At 58.4% G+C, this 16,664-nt stretch carries 15 protein-coding genes; 6 read left to right on the forward strand and 9 right to left on the reverse strand.

Annotated features, from left to right (window positions below):
* The first annotated feature begins 31 nt into the window (after positions 1–31).
* From AACY36_RS06360 to AACY36_RS06370, 3 genes are all read left to right on the forward strand, one after another.
* Entirely contained in the window at positions 32–238 is a 207-nt protein-coding gene (locus AACY36_RS06360) for a hypothetical protein (RefSeq protein ID WP_339420667.1), read from the forward strand.
* A 112-nt stretch (positions 239–350) separates the two neighbouring features.
* A complete protein-coding gene (locus AACY36_RS06365; RefSeq protein ID WP_339496826.1) occupies positions 351–2,243 on the forward strand; it encodes an alkaline phosphatase family protein in 1,893 nt (630 codons plus the stop codon).
* Positions 2,244–2,380: 137 nt separating this feature from the next.
* Positions 2,381–3,394 carry a diguanylate cyclase domain-containing protein gene (locus tag AACY36_RS06370; RefSeq protein WP_339496827.1) on the forward strand — a complete coding sequence of 338 codons (1,014 nt, stop codon included), beginning with the start codon at positions 2,381–2,383 and terminating at the stop codon, positions 3,392–3,394.
* Positions 3,395–3,445: 51 nt separating this feature from the next.
* Here the strand turns inward: AACY36_RS06370 and AACY36_RS06375 are convergent, their stop codons facing one another.
* Positions 3,446–4,474 (reverse strand): amino acid ABC transporter substrate-binding protein, encoded by a 1,029-nt coding sequence (locus AACY36_RS06375; protein ID WP_339435960.1) that lies wholly within the window; start codon positions 4,472–4,474, stop codon positions 3,446–3,448.
* A gap of 144 nt (positions 4,475–4,618) precedes the next feature.
* Between AACY36_RS06375 and AACY36_RS06380 the strand changes: the two genes are divergently transcribed.
* The 3 genes from AACY36_RS06380 to AACY36_RS06390 all read left to right on the forward strand — a co-directional run bounded on the left by AACY36_RS06380 (position 4,619) and on the right by AACY36_RS06390 (position 7,747).
* On the forward strand, positions 4,619–5,512 hold the full coding sequence (locus AACY36_RS06380; protein WP_339420671.1) for a LysR substrate-binding domain-containing protein: 894 nt from the start codon (positions 4,619–4,621) through the stop codon (positions 5,510–5,512).
* Between the two features lie 89 nt (positions 5,513–5,601).
* Positions 5,602–6,855 carry a 2-aminoadipate transaminase gene (locus AACY36_RS06385; RefSeq protein ID WP_339496829.1) on the forward strand — a complete coding sequence of 418 codons (1,254 nt, stop codon included), beginning with the start codon at positions 5,602–5,604 and terminating at the stop codon, positions 6,853–6,855.
* A 172-nt stretch (positions 6,856–7,027) separates the two neighbouring features.
* Positions 7,028–7,747 carry a hypothetical protein gene (locus AACY36_RS06390; protein WP_339420673.1) on the forward strand — a complete coding sequence of 240 codons (720 nt, stop codon included), beginning with the start codon at positions 7,028–7,030 and terminating at the stop codon, positions 7,745–7,747.
* Positions 7,748–7,879: 132 nt separating this feature from the next.
* Here the strand turns inward: AACY36_RS06390 and ptaA are convergent, their stop codons facing one another.
* The 8 genes from ptaA to hmpA all read right to left on the reverse strand — a co-directional run bounded on the left by ptaA (position 7,880) and on the right by hmpA (position 16,626).
* Positions 7,880–8,965: a pyoverdine biosynthesis transaminase PtaA gene (gene ptaA / locus AACY36_RS06395; RefSeq protein WP_339420674.1), complete on the reverse strand. Its 1,086-nt coding sequence runs from the start codon at positions 8,963–8,965 to the stop codon at positions 7,880–7,882.
* A 149-nt stretch (positions 8,966–9,114) separates the two neighbouring features.
* Positions 9,115–10,002, reverse strand: a complete 888-nt coding sequence (gene cyoE / locus AACY36_RS06400) for a heme o synthase (RefSeq protein WP_049711593.1) — start codon at positions 10,000–10,002, stop codon at positions 9,115–9,117.
* Between the two features lie 11 nt (positions 10,003–10,013).
* Positions 10,014–10,355 (reverse strand): cytochrome o ubiquinol oxidase subunit IV, encoded by a 342-nt coding sequence (gene cyoD, locus AACY36_RS06405; protein WP_010206434.1) that lies wholly within the window; start codon positions 10,353–10,355, stop codon positions 10,014–10,016.
* Positions 10,355–10,981, reverse strand: a complete 627-nt coding sequence (locus AACY36_RS06410; RefSeq protein ID WP_017734786.1) for a cytochrome o ubiquinol oxidase subunit III — start codon at positions 10,979–10,981, stop codon at positions 10,355–10,357. Before AACY36_RS06410 ends, cyoD begins: the two co-directional genes overlap by 1 nt.
* A 3-nt stretch (positions 10,982–10,984) precedes the next feature.
* A complete protein-coding gene (gene cyoB / locus AACY36_RS06415) occupies positions 10,985–13,003 on the reverse strand; it encodes a cytochrome o ubiquinol oxidase subunit I (RefSeq protein ID WP_339420675.1) in 2,019 nt (672 codons plus the stop codon).
* Between the two features lie 3 nt (positions 13,004–13,006).
* Positions 13,007–13,948 carry a ubiquinol oxidase subunit II gene (cyoA, locus tag AACY36_RS06420; protein ID WP_049711590.1) on the reverse strand — a complete coding sequence of 314 codons (942 nt, stop codon included), beginning with the start codon at positions 13,946–13,948 and terminating at the stop codon, positions 13,007–13,009.
* Positions 13,949–14,740: 792 nt separating this feature from the next.
* Positions 14,741–15,247 carry a disulfide bond formation protein B gene (locus AACY36_RS06430; RefSeq protein WP_339420676.1) on the reverse strand — a complete coding sequence of 169 codons (507 nt, stop codon included), beginning with the start codon at positions 15,245–15,247 and terminating at the stop codon, positions 14,741–14,743.
* Positions 15,248–15,444: 197 nt separating this feature from the next.
* A complete protein-coding gene (gene hmpA, locus AACY36_RS06435) occupies positions 15,445–16,626 on the reverse strand; it encodes an NO-inducible flavohemoprotein (protein ID WP_339420677.1) in 1,182 nt (393 codons plus the stop codon).
* Positions 16,627–16,664 lie beyond the last annotated feature (38 nt).

Here is a 16,664-nt window from a genome sequence, read left to right on the forward strand (position 1 = left end):
AGAATCCTCTACCCAATAGAAGGAAACATCCATGCTTAACGCTATCAACCACTCAATGGGCCACTTTCACTACCCACCGCTGCAGAAGGATGATGCAGAGGCCCAACGCAGGAAGCGCAGTATTGACGACACACAAACGCAACTGCATGCCGCTGACCCTGCAAGTACGACAGCCAATGACCGTCGACGCAAAAACGGCGGTGGGATAGACAGCCTGGGGCAAGGTCGCCTGCTTTAACCGGTCTTACACGGAGGGCAGTGCACGGCCCTCCGTACGCTCTCCCTTAACAAAACGATGACATTCACTGGGTTAATCTTGCCGGCTCACCCTGCATGGAATTCTTGCCTGCATGCCGCATCCCGACACACTGCCCGCCGTACTGGCCGGCCCACTGCTGCGGCGTCTCGAACCTCGTCGCCTGGTGTTGTGGCTGGTGGGAAGCCGCGCACTTGAATTGACGCTGAAATTGCATCTGCCAACTCAGACACTGGAGATCACCCTGAACCAGTGCCAGGTTGTGGCAGTAGGGCGCCAGGCATTTATCCATTTGATCGACGTGTCACTGGACGATGCACTGCCCCTGGACGTGGCGATCGACTACGACCTGTTGTTCGACAGCACCGGCATTGCTGACTGGGCACCGCACCTGCTGTACGCCAACGCCCACCTTCCGAGTTTCGTGTTGCACAGCCGTATCCACCAGTTGGTGCACGGCTCATGCCGCAAACCCCATCACAGTGCCGACGAGGGTTTGCTGTGTGTCGACCGCCTGCTGGCAGACGCCCACACCCCAACCGATCGCCCAGCCTTGCTGATGATGAGCGGCGATCAGGTCTACGCCGATGATGTGGCCGGGCCGATGCTGCGGGCGATACATTCATTGATCGCACGCCTGGGCCTGTTCGATGAATACCTGGAGGGCGCCGTGGTCGATGACAGCGCCAGCCTCTACAGGCACAGCGCCAGCTACTACCATCGCGCCGACTTGCTGCCCGCACTGGACAGCAACGAAACCCTGCGCGAACGCTTCTTTGGTGGTGTAAAAAAGCCCATCTTCACCAGCAGCACCGCCGACAATCATCTGGTGACATTCGCTGAAGTCATCGCAATGTACTTGCTGGTATGGTCGCCCACGCCCTGGACGTTGATTGCACCTCAACCTGCGCAACTGAACGTAGAAAGACACCAGCGCTACGCGCGCGAACAGGTACAGATCAATAAATTTCGCGACGGCCTACAGGGCGTCGCGCGGGTATTCGCCCACCTGTCGACCTTGATGATTTTTGACGATCACGACATCACCGACGACTGGAACCTTAGCGCCCAATGGGAGGAGACTGCCTACGGCCACCCTTTCTCCAAGCGCATCATCGGCAACGCCCTGCTTGCCTATTTGCTGTGCCAGGGCTGGGGCAACCAACCGGACGCGTTTGGCGAACTGGTCAGCCAAACCCAAGCCCTCACGGCTCAGCCCAAAGCCAATCATTTGGACGCGGGCGCGCAGGATGAACTGCTCGAAACGTTGCTGAAATTCCAGCGCTGGCATTACGTACTGCCCACCACCCCCGCCCTGGTGGTGCTCGACACCCGCACTCGCCGTTGGCGCAGCGAGTTCACCCTCAAACAACCTTCCGGGCTGCTGGACTGGGAGGCCTTGAGCGAGCTGCAACAGGAACTGCTGGATCACCCCTCGGTCATCATCGTCTCGCCCGCGCCAATCTTCGGCGTCAAGTTGATCGAGACAGTGCAGAAGGTGTTCAGTTGGTGCGGCCACCCCTTGCTGGTGGATGCTGAAAACTGGATGGCCCATCGCGGAGCCGCCCAAGTAATCCTCAATATCTTCCGTCATTCCCGCACGCCGGGTAACTACGTGATCCTCTCCGGTGACGTGCACTACTCGTTCGTCTACGAAGTGCTGATCCGCCATCGCAACGCCGGCCCCAGGATCTGGCAGATCACCAGCAGCGGTATCAAGAACGAATTCCCACCCCGCCTGCTGGAGTGGTTCGACCGCCTTAATCGCTGGCTATACTCGCCGCGCTCGCCGCTCAACTGGTTCACCCGCCGCCGCACCATGCAGGTGGTGCCCCATATTCCGGAGCACGCCGAAGCGGGCGAGCGGTTATGGAATTCGGCGGGGATTGGCCAAGTGTTTTTCAATGAGCAGGGTCAGCCCGACGCGATTTATCAGCACAACGCAGATGGGAAGGAGCAGACGAGGATGGTGGCGCCGAAGCAATAGCTATCTTCCATCAATCTTTCGCCGTACACCTTCCCTATTCAAAGCATCCAGGCTCCGTTGTACAGTAGCTCCAGCCACGGAGTATCGGCGACAACAGGGGTAGGCGTTGAATGCCGGCCCTCGCAAGGAATGCACAGATGAACGATACCTCCGACACTAATCCGTTAAAGCAAGATTTCTCTCACTTCAACGCCGACATGCTACACACCGTTTTGGAGCTGGTCAGTGACGGGATCTGGGATTGGAATGCCAACACAGGTTTCGTCTACCGCAATCCAGGCTGGTACGAAATGCTTGGCTATCACCGCCATGCACTAGAGAACACTGTGTTCATCTGGGAGAACGTGATTCACCCGGACGACTACCCCCAGGTGATGAAGCTGTTCGACGACTACATCCACCGTCGCGCCCCCCACTACCAAGTCGAATATCGCTGCCGCAAAAAAGATGGCAGCTACCTGTGGATCGAAGACCGCGGCTACGTGATTGCACGTAACGCCGACGGCTCGGTGGCGCGAATGGTGGGCGCCCATCGCGATATTCATCTGCGCAAATGCTCCGTCGAACAGCTGGAAAAGCGCAATCAATCGCTTGAGGCACTGGTGGCCGAACGTACGTGCGAGCTGTCGCGGGTCAATCAGCAGCTGCAGCTGCAATTGGATGAAAATCGCACCTTGGCCGAAAGGGATGCGCTGACCCTGGTCGCCAATCGCTATCGCCTGGAGAAAGTGCTACTCGAAGAATGCGACCGTGCCCAGCGCTTTCGCCTGCCGCTGGCATTGATTGCCATAGACATCGATAACTTCAAGCTGATCAATGACCGCTACGGTCATGGTGTGGGCGACCAGACCTTGGTGCGGGTGGTGGGATGCCTGGAAAGTTGTATCCGCCCTAATGACCTGCTGGCCCGATGGGGCGGCGATGAGTTTGTGCTGGTCCTGCCCAAAACCTCGCTGGACATCGCAAAGGCGCAGGCAGAAAACATCCGCCAGACGTTCAGGAATCGCCCGCAAAGGGATGATTTCAAGGTAACCCTGAGCCTGGGTGTTGCTGTGCATCTAAGGGATGAGCCCCCCGCGGCCCTGATGGCGCGCGCTGATCAGGCGTTGTATCGCGCCAAGGCGGCGGGGAAGGACGGCGTGTCCGAATGAGCAATGTTCACTGTAGGCGCAGGCTTGCCAGCGCCTACAGCGGGACCGCGTTTATCTGACTGGCGGCGCGTATTGGATGCCGCCGTTGTTCCACAGCGCATTGAGCCCGCGCTTGATTTTCAGCACGCTGCCCTGGCCGATGTTGCGCTCGAATACTTCGCCATAGTTGCCCACTTGCTTGACGATCTGAACCACCCAATCCTTGCGCAGTTTCAAGTCCTTGCCGTATTCGCCATCAACCCCCAGCAACCGCGCAATGTCCGGATTCTTGGTGGTCTTGGCCTGCTCTTCGACATTCTGCGAGGTGATGCCCATTTCCTCGGCGTTGAGCATCGCGAACAAGGTCCATTTGACGATACTGAACCACTCGTCATCGCCTTTACGCACCAGCGGCCCCAAGGGTTCCTTGGAAATCACTTCCGGCAACACCACAAACTCGTCCGGGTGGGCCATCTTGATTCGCTGGGCATACAAGCCCGATTGGTCGGTGGTGAGTACATCGCAACGCCCGGCTTCCAGGGCCTTGGCGCTTTCGTCGGCGGTGTCAAAGGTGATCGGTATGTACTTCATCCCATTGGTGCGGAAGTAATCGGAAACATTGAGTTCAGTCGTAGTACCGGCCTGGATGCACACGGTGGCGCCGTCCAATTGCTTGGCGCCAGTAACGCCCAGCTTGTTGTTCACCAGAAAGCCAATGCCGTCGTAGTAGGTCACGCCGGTGAACACTAAGCCCATGCCCGAATCACGGGAGCTGGTCCAGGTGGTGTTACGTGAGATCAGGTCGATCTCACCGGACTGCAGCGCCGTGAAACGCTCCTTGGCGGTCAACTGCGTGAACTTCACTTTCGACGCGTCGCCGAATACGGCTGCCGCCACCGCGTGGCATACGTCCACATCGATACCGGTCATCTTGCCCTGGCTGTTGGGCACGCCGAAGCCCGGTAGCCCATCGCTGACACCACATTGGATAAAGCCTTTTTTCTGGATGGCGTCCAGGGTTGCGCCCGCGTGGGCGGTGCCTGCCAGGCCAAGCACGGCGCTGGCGCCAATCGCGGCCAACGTAATTTTGAATGAGTTCATGCAAGGCTCTCCCTGTCATTCCTTATTATTCGGCGCCGTATCGCCCGCGCCGGTTTATAGTGCTGCCGGGCAGTATCCACGGCTTTACGCCGCTGCCACAAACGACCTTTAGGCAAAGGCTCCTTCCGATTTGGAATGAACTGCATGATTTCAAAACGCTTGACCCCTTCGATGACGGCCTTGCAATGCTTCGAAGCCGCCGCCCGCCACTTGAGTTTCACCCGTGCCGCCGAAGAGCTGCACCTGACCCAGAGTGCCGTCAGCAAGCAGGTGGCGCAGTTGGAAGAAATGCTCTGCCACAACCTGTTCGAACGGGTCCGCCAGCGCTTGCACCTGTCGCCAGCGGGGTCGCTGTACCTGGCCGAAGTGCACAAAATCCTGACCCAGGTGGACATCTCCAGCCGCTACATCCTCACCTACGGCGGCGAGACCGAAGTGCTGCGCATCGCCACCCAGCCGACCTTCGGCGATCGCTGGCTGGTGCCCAAGCTCAAGGATTTCGCGGTGAAACACCCGAATATCCACCTGGATGTGCGCAACGAGCTGGAGCCTTTCGATGTGTTGCAGGCCAAGGCCGATATCGCGTTTTTCTATGGGCAGGGCTCATGGCCGGGCGCGACGTGCATCGAGCTGTTCCGTGAAGCGGTGGTGCCGGTGTGCGCACCGGGCTTTGTTGCCGAAGGCAGCGATGCTTCGTCGCGCCACACGTTGCTGCAATGCACCTCGCGCCCGGAAGCCTGGCACGAATGGTTCCTCGAACAGGGGCTGCACTCGCAGAACAGCTATCACGGGCCGCGTTTCGACACGTTCTACATGTGCATTCGCGCAGCACAATCGGGCTACGGCGTAGCGTTGGTGCCGCAGTATCTGGTGGCCGAAGAGTTGGCCCAGGGCAGCCTGATGATTGCGTGGGACTACGCAATGCCCAGCAGCGGCGCGCACTTTATCGCCCATGCCGAGCATGCCGGCGAGGTCCCCAAGGTGAAGGCCTTCCTGAACTGGATGGTGAACTACGTCCGCTCACATCCCGACTTTTAATAATGACCCGGCGACTTTATTTCGTTTGCGACAAGGGCGGGCGCCCAGCTTAGATAAAAAGACGCCCGTCACTGCCGAGTCACCGATTCATGAGCCACGAAACCATCAGCCAGTCGATTTCCATCGTTCATCCCATCAGCCTCAGCCACGGGAAAAACGCCGAAGTCTGGGATACCTCGGGCAAACGCTATATCGATTTTGTTGGCGGCATCGGTGTGCTCAACCTCGGCCATTGCCACCCGGGCGTGGTCGAGGCGATTCGTGAACAAGCGACCAAACTGACCCACTACGCGTTCAACGCCGCCCCGCACGCGCCCTACATCGAACTGATGGAGCGCCTCAGCGCGTTTATCCCGGTGGACTACCCAGTCAGCGGCATGCTCACCAACAGCGGCGCGGAGGCGGCGGAAAATGCGCTGAAGATCGTGCGCGGCGCCACCGGCCGTACGGCGGTGATTGCATTTGACGGTGCCTTCCACGGCCGCACCCTGGCCACGCTCAACCTCAACGGCAAGGTCGCGCCCTACAAACAAAAGGTCGGTGTACTGCCCGGCCCGGTGTTCCACCAGCCCTACCCCAGTGCTGATAACGACGTGACCTGCGCTGAGGCACTGAAAGCCATGGACCGCCTATTCAGCGTAGAAATCGACGTCAACGATGTGGCCTGTTTCATTATCGAACCGGTGCAGGGCGAAGGGGGGTTCCTGGCGCTAGATATGCAGTTCGCCCAGGCTCTTCGGCGCTTTTGCGATGAGAAGAACATCCTGCTGATTGCCGATGAAATCCAATCCGGCTTTGGCCGTACCGGCCAGCGTTTTGCGTTCTCACGCCTGGGGATCGAACCGGACTTGATCCTGCTGGGTAAAAGCATCGCCGGGGGTGTCCCGCTGGGCGCCGTAGTGGGGCGCAAGGCGTTGATGGACAACCTGCCGAAGGGCGGCCTGGGCGGCACGTATTCCGGCAACCCTATTGCGTGTGCCGCAGCATTAGCCACCCTTGACGCAATGACAGATGAGCACCTGAACACTTGGGGAGCGCAACAGCAAGAAGCCATCGTCAGCCGCTATGAAGCCTGGTGCGCACAAGGCCTCACGCCCTACCTCGGCCGCCTGACCGGCGTCGGCGCCATGCGCGGCATTGAGCTGGCGAACGCCGATGGCACCCCCGCACCGAAACAGCTTGCTCAACTGTTGGGCCTGGCACGGGATGCCGGGTTGCTGCTAATGCCCAGCGGCAAGTCGCGGCATATCATCCGTTTACTGGCACCGCTGACGACTGAGCCGGCGGTGCTGGAGGAGGGCTTGGATATCCTCGAAGCGTGCCTGAGGCACTTGTCCCAGTAAGGAAGGCCGGGGTTTTTCGTAGGTCTGTTTTGCAGGTGGGCAGTCCGGCTGCAATGGGCGCTGCCGGCGTTACGTCGTGATAAGGGCATTGTGCTGCCTTGACCTGATCCCCCTCCCCCCTGAAAATGCCCGACGCTTTTTTGTCCTCGTTTACTGAAGTAGTGAAATTTCAATGCCCGATTCCTACACCATCGAAGAATCCGCCGAAGAATCCGTAGCCGCCTTGCGCGCCAAAGCCGAATACGAAAACGCCATCAATCTTTCACAGCATGTGCCAGCAGCCAAGATCATCAGCGAGATGGTGCTGGACGCGTTCCATACGTCCAAGGAAAGCGACCAGATCCGCGAACTGCGCGTGGCCATCCGCCAGGCCCACGATGCCTTCGACGACGACAAAGCCTACGATTTGATGGGCCAGCTCAAGCAATTGAAAGACGCCGAGGCGGCCGACAATGCTGCCCTGGAAGACCTGAGCAGCCAGTTCTCGATCAGCCGTATCCTGTCGAGTTTCAAGGACGACCCCGAGTTCCAGGAGCTGGTCTACGGCCTGGCCTTGAAAGTACTGAACCAGAGCCACCAGGCCATCAGCAACCCAAGCGCCGGCAAGAGCAAGGCTTCACGGCCCAAGAAAGAAGCCGAAGTGTTTGTGATCAGCAAAGATGGCATCAGCGTCACCCTGCCACTGCGCACGCCGCGCTCGAAGCTGAACGTTGACCGTGAGGCGTTTGAGTTTTTGGGTTTCAGCTTTGTGGGTGAAGGCGATGAAGCGGAGCTTACGGTTGAGAGCTTTGTGGACAACGCCGGTGCAGAACAGCCGTTGAGCCGCAAAAGCGTCATTACTGCGTTGCAACAGCAGACTGCGTTTGAGGGGTACAGCATCGCTCAGCAGTAACCCATAATCAGCAACACTGCGGGCCCCCTTGTGGAAGCGGGATTGCTCGCAGGTGCGGTGTATCAGTGGCATATTCGCTGACTGATACACCGTATTCGCGAGCAAGCCCGCCCACATTTGTTCTGCGTGGTGTCAACTCACCTGTGCTGCAAACACTTCCCGAAACCGTGCCATCTCCCGCTTGTCTCCCACCGTCACACGCACCCACTGCGGCCAGCTTTTAAACACCCGGCCGATCAGCACACCCTGCGCCGCCAACTGCTCGATCACCTGCTCCGCCGGTTGCTTCACGTCGATCATGAAGCAGTTGGCCTGGGAGGCGGTGCAGGTGAAACCACGGCCTTTCAGCCAGGCCACGGTCTCGTCACGCAGCTGGTTATTGAGCGCCTTGCGTTGCGGCAGCAGTTTCACGTCTTCCAGGCTGGCAATGCCGCCGAGCAGTGTGGAACCTGCCGGTACGTTGTCGCCGCCAAACACGGCCAGCCGCTCCAGCAACGCAGGGTGGCCGATTGCCAGGCCCAGACGGGCGCCGGCCATGCCGTAGATTTTCGAGAACGTGCGCAGCACCAGCAGGTCGTCATGGTCCTTGACCCAACTGACAACGCTGGGGACGTCGGCGAAGTCGATATAGGCCTCGTCCACCACCAGCACACTGCCTTTGGGTTTGTTTGCCAGTGCCTGGCGGATGGCCTCGGTAGACGTGACAGTGCCAGTGGGGTTATTGGGATTGCACAGGTAGAGCATGCCCGCCTGGGGATCGGCGGCGAGCATGGCCAGGATGTCGTGGGCGTGGTCGGCGCTCAGACTGACTTCCTTCACCGGCGCCTTGTTCGACTCGGCCGCCTGGCGCGGCACCTCGTAGGACGGCGCGGCCATCACCAGGCCACGGGTTTCACTGGTGAATGCCAATACGGCATAGCGCAAGGCCGCCATCGAGCCTGCAAATACCGCCACCTGTTCCTCGGCAATTTCTTGCTGTTGGGCAAACAGCCCGGCTAAAGCATACATATGGCCGTAAGGATAACGTCCGGAGTTGGCGATGCCCCGCTGCATCGCCTCCCGCGCAGCGCCTGAAGGGCCGTAGGGGCTTTCGTTGTAGTTGAGCCTTACCTTGTCAGACGTTGCCGGCGACGACGCCGCAACCGCCCAATCCAGGCGCCCCAGCAACGGCAGGGCGGCGCCTACGGCGAGAAGGGACCGACGACTAACGCTGACCATGTGACAACTCCTTGTTGTAGGGCGGGTGATGGATTCGCACAGCTCGTACAAAAGTGTATGACGGAAAAGGCATTGGCCGATTTAACCGAACGCCCAAGAAAAAGCCCCGCGCTTCTCTCGAAGGCGGGGCTTTTTCACTGCGGGACTCTTCAGTGAGCGTAGGTCAGCAACAGCTCTTTCGGCACTTGGAAATCCAGGGACATCATCACGCTAAGCGCGGTGATGGTGAAGATCGAGAACACGAACAGCTTGCGCGCCCAGACGGTGTCATCCACCGCCTTGTAGCCGGTCCAGGCCATGTACAACCAGTACATGCCCATGGCGGCGGCGACGGCAAGGTAGCTCATGCCGGCGTAGCCACTGAAGGTCAACATCAAGGTCGCCACAAGGAAGGCCAGGATGTACAGCAGGATGTGTTTCTTGGCGACCTGGATGCCACGTTTAACCGGCAAAACCGGAATCGACGCAGCCAGGTAGTCATTGAAGCGGAAAATCGCGATGGCGTAGGAATGCGGCATCTGCCACAGGCTGAACATCACCAGTAGCACCAGCGCGGCCATGTCGAAGCTATTGGTCACAGCCACATAACCAATTACCGGAGGCATCGCCCCCGACAGACTGCCCACCAGCGTGCCGTGAACCGACTTGCGCTTGAGGTACAGGCTGTAGAGGCCGACGTAGATGACAAAGCCGATCACGGCAAACAGCGCCGCCAGCGGGTTAGCCACCTTGTACAACAGCACCACACCGGCAACACCCAGGACGGTCGCGAACAGCAGCGCCAGCTTCAGGGAAACCAGACCCTGGACCAACGCGCGGTTCTTGGTGCGCTCCATCTTGATGTCGATGTCGCGGTCGATGCAGTTGTTGAACACACATCCGGAAGCTACCACCAGGGATGTGCCAATCATTGCAGCCAGGAAGATGGCCAGATCGACATGTCCCTTGGAGGCCAGGAAGAAACCGCCCGCCACAGAAAGCACGTTACCGAAAATGATCCCCGGTTTGGTGATTTGGATAAAGTGCTTAAGCGACATCGGGTCTTACCTCACTTCGCCATCATGAACGTATGGATGCTGAACATGATCCATATCGACAGGCCAACCAGCAGCAGGATTACTAAGCCTGCGAACACGAACGCAATCACGTTATCGCGCTGCTCTTTCGAGCGATCCAAGTGCAGGAAGTACACCAGGTGAACCAGCACCTGAATCACCGCGAACGCCAGCACGATCATCAACGTGATCGATTTCGGCAGGGTTGGGTACATCACCAGGCCGAACGGGATCAGGGTAAGGATTACCGACAGGATGAAGCCGATGGCGTACGACTTAACGCTGCCGTGGCTCGCATCATGGCTGTCATGGTCATGGGAGTGTGCATTAGCCATTACAGAGTCCCCATCAGGTAAACAACGGTGAAGACGCAGATCCAGACCACGTCCAGGAAGTGCCAGAACAGGCTCAGGCAGCTCAGGCGAGTCTTGTTGGTGTTGGTCAGGCCGTGTTTATTGACCTGATACATCATCACCGCCATCCACAGCAGGCCTGCCGTCACGTGCAGACCGTGAGTGCCTACCAGCGTGAAGAACGCGGACAGGAAGCCGGAACGGTGCGGGCCGTAGCCTTCGGAGATCAGCAGATGGAACTCGTTGATCTCCATGCCGATGAAGCCCAGGCCGAACAGGAAGGTCAGACCCAACCAGCTCAGTACGCCCTTCTTGTTGCCCTTGTAGAAGGCCAACATGGCGAAGCCGTAGGTAATCGAACTGAACAACAGCAAGGCGGTTTCGCCGAGCACGTAAGGCAGTTCGAAGATGTCGTGGCCCGACGGGCCACCCGCTACGTTGTTTACCAGTACCGCGTACACCGCGAAGATCGACGCAAACAAGATGCAGTCGGTCATCAGGTAGAGCCAGAAACCGAAAACGGTCATCGGCCCCGAGTCGTGGTGATGGTCATCGTGCCCATGGTCATCGACATGGGCGTGTCCAGCATTGGTCACTAAGTTCGACATGGTTTAAGCCTGTTCCAACGAGGTTTCTACACGGTTGGCCGGGATTTTCTTCTCGGCGACCAGGCGAGCGTGCTGCTCGGCTTCGATGCGCTCGATCGTTTCGACCGGCACCATGTAGCCTTGATCATCACGTGCAGCGTGGACAATGAAGTAGCCGATGGTGCCCACCAGGCCAACGATTGCCAGCCACCAGATGTGCCAGATCATCGCGAAACCGAACACGGTCAACAGCGCACCCATCACCACGCCAGTGGCGGTGTTGCTCGGCATGTGGATCGGTTCGTAGTGCTTAGGCTTCTGGTACGCAGTACCGTCTTCCTTGGCTTCGGTGAACGCATCAATGGTGTTCGCAGTAGGAATCACGGCGAAGTTGTAGAACGGAGGTGGCGAGGAAGTCGACCATTCCAGGGTGTGGCCGTTCCATGGGTCGCCGGAGTCGCAAGCGTTCTGCTTACGGTCACGGATGCTCACGTACAGCTGGATCAACTGGCAGGCAATACCCACAGCGATCATGATTGCACCGAACATGGCAACGTACAGGTACGGTACCCACTCAGGGTTGGTGGTAGCGTTCAGACGACGGGTCATGCCCATGAAGCCCAGTGCATAGAGCGGCATGAACGCGACGAAGAAGCCCGAGATCCAGAACCAGAATGCAGCCTTGCCCCAGCCTTCGTGCAGCTTGAAGCCGAACGCTTTCGGGAAGTAGAAGCTGAAACCAGCGATGTAGCCGAATACAGCACCACCGATGATCACGTTGTGGAAGTGAGCGATCACGAACAGGCTGTTGTGCAGGACGAAGTCAGCACCCGGGATGGCCAGCAGTACGCCGGTCATGCCGCCAATGGCGAAGGTCACCATGAAGCCCAGGGTCCACAGGACCTGGCTGGTCATGCGCAAACGACCGTGGTAGATGGTGAACAGCCAGTTGAATAGCTTCACCCCCGTCGGGATGGAAATCAGCATCGTTGCCAGGCCGAAGAAGGCGTTGACGCTGGCCCCCGACCCCATGGTGAAGAAGTGGTGCAGCCAAACCATGAAGCCCAGTACAGAGATCGCGCCCGATGCGTAAACCATCGAGTGGTGACCGAACAGGCGCTTGCCGGTAAAGGTCGAGATCACTTCGGAGAAGATACCGAACGCTGGCAGGATCAGGATGTACACCTCAGGGTGACCCCATGCCCAGAACAGGTTCACGTACATCATTGGATTGCCACCAAGTTCATTGGTGAAAATGTGGAAATCCAGGTAACGGTCAAGCGACAGCAGCGCCATGGTAGCGGCCAGGATCGGGAACGAAGCCACGATCAGGACGTTGGCCCAGGTGCAGGTCCAGGTGAAGATCGGCATGTCCATCAGCTTCATGCCAGGGGCGCGCATTTTCAGCACGGTGGCCAAGAAGTTGACCCCCGTCAGCGTCGTCCCGAGCCCTGATAACTGTAGCGCCCAGATGTAGTAGTCCACACCCACGCCAGGGCTGTATTGCAGGCCCGACAATGGCGGATACGCAACCCAACCGGTCTTGGCAAATTCGCCGACGCCCAGGGAAAGGTTGATCAGCACGACGCCGGAAACCAGCAGCCAGAAGCTCAGGGAGTTCAGGAACGGGTAAGCCACGTCACGCGCGCCGATCTGCAGCGGCACTGCAAGGTTCATCAGGCCAGTGAAGAAAGGCATCGCCATGAAGATGATCATGATCACACCGTGGGCGGTGAAGATCTGGTCATAGTGTTCAGGCGGCAGGTAGCCAGGCGAACCCTCGGTGGCCATGGCCAACTGGGTACGCATCATGATGGCGTCGGCAAAACCACGCAGCAACATGACCATGGCGACGATGATGTACATCACGCCGATTTTCTTGTGGTCGACCGACGTCAGCCACTCGGTCCACAAGTAGGTCCACTTCTTGAAATAAGTGATTGCCGCAAACAGTGCCAGACCACCCAGCGCGATCATGGCGATGGTAATCATCACAATCGGCTCGTGGAACGGGACCGCATCCCAACTTAATTTACCAAACATCGTTTACTCCTCTGCCCCAGCAGTTGAATGCGAGCCCGCGTCAGAACCTTCAACCGCGGCCACTTCTTTCTTCTCGTGCTTGACCGGCTTGCCTGGCTTCATACCTTCGTACTTGTCGACGATTTTCTGAAACAGGTTCGGCTCAAACGCGGAATACAGCGCGACTGGGTTGTTCTGGCTTGGTTTGGTCAGGGCATCGTATTCAGCTTGATCAAGCTGTTTAGGTGCGGCCTTGACTTTGGCGACCCAGGCGTTGAAATCTTCCTGGCTCGTCGAGATCGCTTTGAATTTCATGCCGGTGAAGCCAGCGCCGCTGTAGTTAGCGGAGATGCCTTCCATTTCAGCTTTTTCGTTGGCGATCAGGTGCAGTCGGGTCTGCATGCCTGCCATCGCGTAGATCTGACCGCCCAGGGCTGGGATGAAGAACGAGTTCATCACGGCGTCTGAGGTAATCCGGAAATTAAGCGGAGTGTTCTCCGGGAACTGGATCTCGTTGACAGTGGCGATACCCAGGTCCGGGTAGATGAACAGCCACTTCCAGTCCAGCGCAACCACTTCGATATTGATCGGCTTGACGTCGGATTCCAGCGGACGGTACGGGTCCAGCTCGTGGGTCGACTTATAGGTGATGTAACCCAGGGCGATGATGATGAGGATCGGAACCAGCCACACCGCGATTTCGATCTTAGTGGAGTGCGACCACTTCGGCGCGTAGGTCGCGCTGGTGTTCGACGCGCGGTATTTCCAGGCGAAGGCGAAGGTCATGATGATCACAGGGACCACGACCAGCAGCATCAGCAGGGTGGCGGTGATGATCAGGTTTCGTTGATCCAGACCGATCTGTCCTTTTGGGTCCATCAAGGTCCACTTACAGCCTCCCAGCATTAACATCATGCCAAGCAGCGGCAAAAAGCCTAGTAATCGGGGGTACCTGTTTTTACTCATCTCACGACCTCTAAAGCAGCTTGCGCAATGCAGTTGGGTTTTGATCGCCAACACTTCACCCTGCCAAGGGTTGGCATTTCTCTTCGATTGAATAAGAGCCTGCCCGTCACGCCATAAATCTACGTTTCACGGACCTGCGGTGAGTTCTTATTCGACTTCGTGGCTAAAGGCCTTGTTACAGACCAATTCCATTTGGTGCGGGTAGTTGAAAGGCTGCCGGAACCTTGGGGTCGCACAGAGCCATCCATCTGCCCCTCGACCGCTCCAGTGCTCAAAGATTGAACAGCACCGGACATTCAGTGCGGGCGATTGTAGTTAGCTAGCGATGTATAAACCATGTCTGATAAAGAAATAATTTTTATCGATTACAGCAATAATCCTTCACCTTTATTGCAAAGGTTCGCGATCTTACCGTGTTCGATTCTTCACAAAAACCACAAAAAATGCTGTGTTATAGGGCGATATGCGGCAGTCCTTACGGTCTGTAAGGGCACGCAAAACCGATGCAAGCCCCCATAAAACAAGGCATTCAGACATCACGAAATCGCGGGAGCGGCGTGAGGTGAACGCCACTGTCAGAGCCACGAAGTGACAGCACATCTTGGCCGCATGATGCAAATTTAAGCGACCGTTTGGCGGGTCAGAAACGTCCTGCGGCCGCTTCCGTGTGACAACATGTCGCATGCTGCGCGCACTCGCCATTGTCCTGCGTCACGCTCCGCTCACAAATCCCACAAGCAATAAACACCCCGGCCCTCCCTCAAGAAGGACCGGGGTGTTTCAAGGATGGGCTCAGGCTTTGCGCTGGCGATTCCGGTAAATGCCCAACGGCACCAGGATCACGGTCAGCACAAACGCGACCAGCGCCCACTGCGCCAGGGACAGGCCCAGCACAGGCGGATACGGAGTGCTGCAGAAGCCATCGACCTGGAAGCCCAGGGGGAACACCTTGGCCAGGGGCAGGTCATCGACAATCGGTTGCAGCACATCAATGCCGCAGCTGACCTGTGGATAGAACTGGGTGTACACATGGTGACCGGCTGCGGCCACACCACCGAGGGCGCAGAGGATCACCAGCCCTTCGAAAAAGGTGAGCGCCCCTTTGGTGCGCATGGCCGCGCCGATGAACGCGAAGATCGCGATCAGCAATAAAGCATAGCGTTGCAGAATGCACAGCGGGCATGGCGCCTCGCCAAGCACCACCTGCATGTAGAGCGCACCGCCGATCAGCGCCAGGCAGATGATCCCCAGCAACACCAGAAAGCGCCGCTCCCTGCCTAAACGCAATTCGTCACTCATTTCCGGTTCCCTTTGTTTGGTTATGCCAATGGCCGCAAGTTTACACACAGGGAGTGGTTTAAACAGAGAGGGGTTAACGGGGGATTAATGGTGGGGGTAACGACAAGTGGCAAGCTTCAAGCTTCAAGTGAGAGCGGGCTTCGATCCGGCTTTTACTTGTCGCTTGCAGCTTAAAGCTTGCAACTACCCCGAAGGGGTTATTCCAAGGTGGCAGCCGGGCCGAAGAATTCGTAGCGGCTTTGTTTTTCGGGGACACCCAAGGCTTTGAGGTGGCGCTTGATCGCGGCCATGAAGCCTTTGGGGCCGAGGAAGTACGCATCCACATCGCGCTGCTCGGGCAACCAGGCGGCCAGTTGTTCCTGGCTGAGCAGTCCGACCTTGTCCGCCACCGGGCTCACACCATCGTCTTCGGCGTAGCAATAGAAGCGCTTGAGCTGCGGGTGCTTGGCGGCCAGGGCATCCACCCAGTCACGGAATGCATGCACGCCGCCATTGCGCGCGCAGTGAATGAAATGCACCGGACGCTCGGTGGCCAGGGCGGCTTCGAGCATCGGCAAGGTGGGCGTGATGCCGACCCCGCCGCTGATCAGCACCAGCGGTTTATCGCTGGCCGCCAGGGTGAACGCACCCGACGGCGGGAACAGGTCGATGGTCGCGCCGACGTGCAACTGGTCATGCAGGTAGTTGGACACCCGCCCGCCGGCTTCGCGCTTGACGCTGATACGGTACAGGCCCACGTCAGTCAGGGCCGACAGGGAATAGTTGCGGCGCACTTCCTCGCCATCCAGTACCAGTTTCATGCCGATGTACTGGCCCGGCGCGGCATTGAGGATCGGGCCGTTGTCCACCGGGGCAAAGTAGAAGGAGATGATCTCGTCGCTCTCCTCCACCCGCTTGACCAGCAGGAACGGCCGCGCACCACGCCAGCCACCGGGTGCCTGGGCTTTCTCTTCATAGATCGCCGCCTCAGCACCGATCAGGATATCCGCCAGCTGGCCGTACGCCGCGCCCCAGGCACTCATCACTTCGGGGGTCGCGATCTGGCTGCCCAGCACTTCGGAAATCGCCCGCAGCAGGCAGGCACCGACGATCGGGTAATGCTCCGGCAGGATCTGCAGGGCGACGTGCTTGTTGATGATCTTGGCCACCAAATCACCCAGTTGATCCAACTGGTCGATATGCCGCGCGTACATCAACACACCCTTGGCCAGAGCGCGGGGCTGGTCGCCGCTGGCCTGGTGCGCCTGATTGAACAGCGGACGAACCTCTGGGTACTCGGAGAGCATCATGCGGTAGAAATGGGTGATCAACGCTTCGCCGCCGCTTTCCAGCAGGGGCACGGTAGATTTGACGATGGCACGGTCTTGGGCGCTAAGCATGGGAGCCTCCTGGGCTTCTTCACTGATTACCCTGAATT

Source organism: Pseudomonas sp. EA_15y_Pfl1_P101 (assembly GCF_963970835.1).
GTDB lineage: Bacteria > Pseudomonadota > Gammaproteobacteria > Pseudomonadales > Pseudomonadaceae > Aquipseudomonas > Aquipseudomonas tritici.

Excerpts from the sequence above, each read along its gene's own strand:
- AACY36_RS06360 (WP_339420667.1), top strand. The coding sequence starts at position 32 with ATGCTTAACGCTATCAACCACTCAATGGGCCACTTTCACTACCCACCG.
- hmpA (WP_339420677.1), bottom strand. The coding sequence starts at position 16,626 with ATGCTTAGCGCCCAAGACCGTGCCATCGTCAAATCTACCGTGCCCCTG.
- AACY36_RS06370 (WP_339496827.1), top strand. The coding sequence starts at position 2,381 with ATGAACGATACCTCCGACACTAATCCGTTAAAGCAAGATTTCTCTCAC.
- AACY36_RS06365 (WP_339496826.1), top strand. The coding sequence starts at position 351 with ATGCCGCATCCCGACACACTGCCCGCCGTACTGGCCGGCCCACTGCTG.
- ptaA (WP_339420674.1), bottom strand. The coding sequence starts at position 8,965 with ATGGTCAGCGTTAGTCGTCGGTCCCTTCTCGCCGTAGGCGCCGCCCTG.
- AACY36_RS06430 (WP_339420676.1), bottom strand. The coding sequence starts at position 15,247 with ATGAGTGACGAATTGCGTTTAGGCAGGGAGCGGCGCTTTCTGGTGTTG.
- cyoD (WP_010206434.1), bottom strand. The coding sequence starts at position 10,355 with ATGGCTAATGCACACTCCCATGACCATGACAGCCATGATGCGAGCCAC.
- AACY36_RS06375 (WP_339435960.1), bottom strand. The coding sequence starts at position 4,474 with ATGAACTCATTCAAAATTACGTTGGCCGCGATTGGCGCCAGCGCCGTG.
- AACY36_RS06380 (WP_339420671.1), top strand. The coding sequence starts at position 4,619 with ATGATTTCAAAACGCTTGACCCCTTCGATGACGGCCTTGCAATGCTTC.
- cyoA (WP_049711590.1), bottom strand. The coding sequence starts at position 13,948 with ATGAGTAAAAACAGGTACCCCCGATTACTAGGCTTTTTGCCGCTGCTT.
- AACY36_RS06410 (WP_017734786.1), bottom strand. The coding sequence starts at position 10,981 with ATGTCGAACTTAGTGACCAATGCTGGACACGCCCATGTCGATGACCAT.
- cyoE (WP_049711593.1), bottom strand. The coding sequence starts at position 10,002 with ATGTCGCTTAAGCACTTTATCCAAATCACCAAACCGGGGATCATTTTC.
- AACY36_RS06390 (WP_339420673.1), top strand. The coding sequence starts at position 7,028 with ATGCCCGATTCCTACACCATCGAAGAATCCGCCGAAGAATCCGTAGCC.
- AACY36_RS06385 (WP_339496829.1), top strand. The coding sequence starts at position 5,602 with ATGAGCCACGAAACCATCAGCCAGTCGATTTCCATCGTTCATCCCATC.
- cyoB (WP_339420675.1), bottom strand. The coding sequence starts at position 13,003 with ATGTTTGGTAAATTAAGTTGGGATGCGGTCCCGTTCCACGAGCCGATT.